Source organism: Micromonospora sp. D75, from assembly GCF_018070405.1.
In the GTDB taxonomy this organism is placed as follows: Bacteria; Actinomycetota; Actinomycetes; order Mycobacteriales; family Micromonosporaceae; genus Micromonospora; species Micromonospora chalcea.
This window is the reverse complement of sequence record NZ_JAGPXV010000888.1, coordinates 1-1,837: the sequence shown is the minus strand read 5'-3', so window position 1 is coordinate 1,837 and position 1,837 is coordinate 1. Positions and strand designations below refer to the sequence as shown.

Here is a 1,837-nt window from a genome sequence, read left to right as displayed (position 1 = left end):
GGTTGAGGTAGTCGGGGCGGAAGTCGTGCCCCCACTGCGAGACGCAGTGCGCCTCGTCGATCGCGAACAGCGCGATCCGGCCGCGTTCCAGCAGGCCGAGCGTGGACCGCACCGCCAGCCCTTCCGGGGCCAGGTAGAGCAGGTCCAGCTCGCCTGCCAGGTAGGCCGCCTCGACCCGGCGCCGCTGCGCCGGGTCCTGCGTCGAGTTGAGGAAACCGGCGCGTACGCCGACGGCGGTGAGCGCGTCGACCTGGTCCTGCATGAGCGCGATCAGCGGGGAGACCACTACCGCCACGCCGTCGCGGACCAGCGCGGGGATCTGGTAGCACAGCGACTTGCCGCCACCGGTGGGCATGAGCACCAGCGCGTCGCCGCCGGACACCACGTGTTCGACGACGTCCTGCTGGAAGCCGCGGAAGGCGTCGTACCCGAAGACCCGCCGCAACACGTCGAGCGCGTCGCCGGTCGGTGGGGAGCCGGCCGGTGCGGAGGTGGTCCGCTCGTCGCTGGGGGAGACCATCCGCGCAGTCTACGAGCGTCCCCCGACAGCGCCCGTCCGGCGAGCCGGTCCGGGGGTGGCGACATGTTCCGGTGGTCACCCCGTGGAATCCCGGACGGGGTCGCAGCCGTTAGAGTCGCTGATTGACCATGCGCGGCCGACCGGCCGCGGCGCCACGGCTGGGGGTAGCGGGTGAGCGAGGCGCGTACAGCGGGTGACCTGGGGCCGAGCGAGGCGGAGACGGCGCCGGCCGAGTCGGACACCTCACTGGTGGTGGTGACCGGGCTGTCCGGCGGCGGGCGCAGCACGGTGGCCCGGGCGCTGGAGAACGTCGGCTACTACGTGGTCGACAACCTGCCCCAGGCGCTGCTGCTCGACATGGCCGAGCTGGCCTTCAAGGCCGGCGGCGCGGCCCGGCGTACGGCGATGGTGCTGGACGTGCGCTCGCGCGCCTTCTCCACCGACCTGGCCGGGGCGATCCGGGAGCTGCGCGAGCGCGGCTTCTCCCCCCGGGTGGTCTTCGTCGACGCCGACGACGAGGTGCTGATCCGCCGGTTCGAGAGCGTGCGCCGCTCGCACCCGCTGCAGGGCGACGGGCGGCTGGCCGACGGCATCGCCGTCGAGCGGACGCTGCTGGAGGAGGCACGCGAGCAGGCCGACGTGATCATCGACACCAGCCACCTGAACGTGAACCAGCTTCGGCGCCGGGTGGAGGAGCTGTTCGGCGGCGAGGACGCCCGCCGGCTGCGGATCACCGTGATCTCGTTCGGCTTCAAGTACGGCCTGCCGCCGGACGCCGACTTCGTGATGGACGCCCGGTTCCTGCCGAACCCGTACTGGGTGCCGGAGCTGCGCGAGCACACCGGCCGGGAGGAGGCGGTCAGCGCGTACGTGCTGGGCCAGGAGGGCGCGGACGCCTTCGTGGCCGGGTACGCCGACCTGGTCAACGCCACCACCGCCGGTTTCGAGCGGGAGGGCAAGCGCTACCTGACCGTGGCGGTCGGCTGCACCGGCGGCAAGCACCGCAGCGTGGCGATCGCCGAGGAGCTGGCCGCCCGGCTGCGCCGCTCCGGTATCGCCGCCAACGCCCAGCACCGGGACCTGGGGCGGGAGTGACCCCGACCAGGGTGGTCGCCTTCGGTGGCGGGCACGGGCTCTCGGCGTCGCTGCGGGCGCTGCGGCACTGCGTACCCGAACTGGACCTGGACATCACCGCGGTGGTCACCGTCGGCGACGACGGCGGGTCCAGCGGGCGGCTGCGCGCGGAGCGCGGCGGCCTGCCCCCGGGTGACCTGCGTCAGGCGCTCGTGGCGCTGGCCGGCGACCATCCGGCCACCC

At 73.7% G+C, this 1,837-nt stretch carries 3 protein-coding genes; 2 read left to right on the top strand and 1 reads right to left on the bottom strand.

Annotated features, from left to right (window positions below):
• A partial coding sequence (locus KBX39_RS30355) for a DEAD/DEAH box helicase (RefSeq protein ID WP_210873841.1) occupies positions 1-520 on the bottom strand: 520 nt, incomplete at its 3' end.
• Positions 521-718: 198 nt separating this feature from the next.
• On the opposite strand from KBX39_RS30355, the gene rapZ reads away from it, so the two are divergent.
• The gene (rapZ, locus tag KBX39_RS30350) at positions 719-1,615 is read left to right on the top strand and encodes an RNase adapter RapZ (RefSeq protein ID WP_104113583.1); all 897 of its coding nucleotides are present in this window, start codon (positions 719-721) and stop codon (positions 1,613-1,615) included.
• Positions 1,612-1,837 (top strand): 2-phospho-L-lactate transferase CofD family protein (locus KBX39_RS30345; RefSeq protein ID WP_210873839.1); only part of this gene is annotated, 226 nt, incomplete at its 3' end. The genes rapZ and KBX39_RS30345, both read left to right, overlap by 4 nt.